The sequence below is a fragment of the Bacillus sp. XB1 genome, assembly GCF_053557995.1.
The window spans coordinates 1-2502 of sequence record NZ_JBNRIL010000014.1 but is presented as its reverse complement, the minus strand read 5'-3'; the positions used below and the strand labels follow the sequence as shown (position 1 = coordinate 2502).

At 33.9% G+C, this 2502-nt stretch carries 2 protein-coding genes; both read right to left on the bottom strand.

The window, feature by feature from the left end:
- Positions 1–283 precede the first annotated feature (283 nt).
- Entirely contained in the window at positions 284–1015 is a 732-nt protein-coding gene (locus ACK1U5_RS27575) for a DsbA family oxidoreductase (RefSeq protein ID WP_000687915.1), read from the bottom strand.
- Between the two features lie 199 nt (positions 1016–1214).
- Positions 1215–2174, bottom strand: coding sequence for an alpha/beta hydrolase (locus tag ACK1U5_RS27570; RefSeq protein ID WP_069604804.1), 960 nt, complete (start codon positions 2172–2174; stop codon positions 1215–1217).
- Positions 2175–2502: the final 328 nt, after the last annotated feature.

The following is a 2502-nucleotide window of genomic DNA, read 5'->3' as shown; positions in this document are numbered from 1 at the left end:
TTGTTTGTTTCGTTCAGTTTTCAAAGAACTACTTAGCCGCTCATTTGCGACTTCCTTATGTTAACATTTTCATCTTTCAATGTCAACTAAGTTTTTCATTTCGTTTGTCGCTTGCGATGTTAATGTCATCGGCGACTTGTTCTATATTACACCTCTAAAGTATAATCGTCAATACGTTTTTTTAAAAACTTTATATTTTATAGATTTCACTTATGTATTTCTTCTATAGTTATATACAAGCACCCCACAGAACTATCTATGGGGTACTACTCTACTATAAAAACTATTGCTCTTTCGATGGCGCCGAACAACTTCCATCAGTACAAGAAAGATCGCTTCCACCCTCTGAAGAAAGTTCTTGTAACTTAGGTGCAGGATTCTCTTCTTCCCACACTTGCTGAAGTGCACCAACAAAAGTTTCAAGTGGTTGTGCACCTGAAATAGCATACTTTTGATTAATAATAAAATAAGGTACTCCCGAAATTTGATATTGCTGAGCAATCGCTTCATCAATTCTAACATCATTTGCATACGCATTTTTATCATTAATAACATTTAAAGCCTCTTGCTTATCTAAACCTGAAACTTCAGCGATAGTAGCAAGTGTATCCACATCACTTAAATTTCTCGATTCAGTGAAGTATGCGAAAAGTAGATTTTCCGTAATCTCTTTTTCTTTTCCTTGATCCTTTGCAAACTTCGCAAGACGATGCGCATCAAACGTGTTCGTCGGCTTCATCTCATCAAAATTAAAACTTAAACCCATACTAGCTGCATGATTTCCTAGCTGTACGTTATTACGCTTAGCTTCTTCAATACTAATTCCATACTTTGATGCAAGTACTTCATTAATACTTGTCCCAGAATAGATTGGAGCATTTTGGTCTAATTCAAAACTTTTAAACTCAACTTCAACATCCTTCTTATGCGGAAATTGCTCTAAAGCTATCTCTAATCTACGTTTCCCAATATAGCAAAATGGGCATACAAAATCTGACCAAACTTCAATTTTCATAGAAACACCTCATTAACTTTTAATTTTCAATCATTGTAGCACTGAGATTAAGGAATTCAAAAGTTTTTGCTCTACCTCCTTCATATAGTACATACAAAAATACACTTATAGCAGAATACCTAATTAACAAAAAAACGATAATCAAAAGGATTAACTATTATCCCTCCGATTATCGTCTATATAAATGCAACAACTTTAATTATGCCGGAATATACTTCCCTACGAACTTCCATACAGTATTCCAATATTTATTCGAATCTACTTTCTCCGCTTCCCCATGTCCAGCACCTGGAACAATTAATTTCTCTTTTTCTACTTTTGCAGCATTATATACTTCATCTAACATTTCAAAAGGAACGAATGTATCAGCATCCCCATGAATGAACAGCATAGGTGTTTTACTTTTCGCTACTTGTTTTACAGCTGAGGCCTCTTCTAAATCATACCCAGCTCTTAATTTAGTAACCGTATTTGCCGCATTCATAACAGGAAACTTCGGTAAGTGGAATAAATCTTTTAGTTGATAAGTAAATTCATCCATAACAGTTGAGTATCCACAATCTTCAATAATAACTTTAACATTAGAAGGTAAATCTTCTCCTGAAGTCATCATTACAGTTGCCCCGCCCATTGAAACACCAAATAGAGCTATTTCAGCATTAGGGGCTTTCTTTAAGATTTGTTGAATCCAAATTAACACATCTTTACGATCATGCCAGCCCATACCAACATAATCCCCTTCACTATTTCCGTGCCCACGAAGGTCTGGTGCTATGACATTATAGCCTTGTTCATAAAAGTTACGAACATATTTCGTCATTTCTGATGCTCTACCACTATATCCATGAACTACAATTGCCCATTTATGACTAGATGGTTCATTCATATATTCATAACCTTTTAAATTTAATTTATCGAAAGAACGTATAGTTAATGTGTTAGGTTTATACTTCGATACGAAGTTTGCATTCTTTTCTTCATTTGCAGCCAATACATCTCCCGACGCATTTACCGTTTCCACTAAATGAGGATTATCTTGCAAAAATTCCTTTTCTTGTTTCGCATTTAATGCATAGTTATAAAAATAATTTCCAACTAACATATACACGATTACTAGCAGGACTAAGACTACTATAGTAATTATACTTATCTTTTTCATATTATCTCCTTTTCTAACTTAAATCTTCTTATATTAAAGTACATCAAAAACAACTGTACTATTTTAACATACCAATGAATTCTATCTTTAAGAAATAAAATAGAAAATCTTAAATTACCTGTCAAAAATCACGAAAGAAATTGAATAAAACTTATATAGCTACGTACTCAAAAATCTTTTAAAAAATGAGCAGCACTTCAAAATATTTAGCTTTGAAAAGAAGTTATAAAACACAAAAAAGACGAGTCATTCTGACTCGTCTTAAGCTTGCTTGGCGACGTCCTACTCTCACAGGGACAAGGTCCCAACTACCATCGGCGCTAGAGAG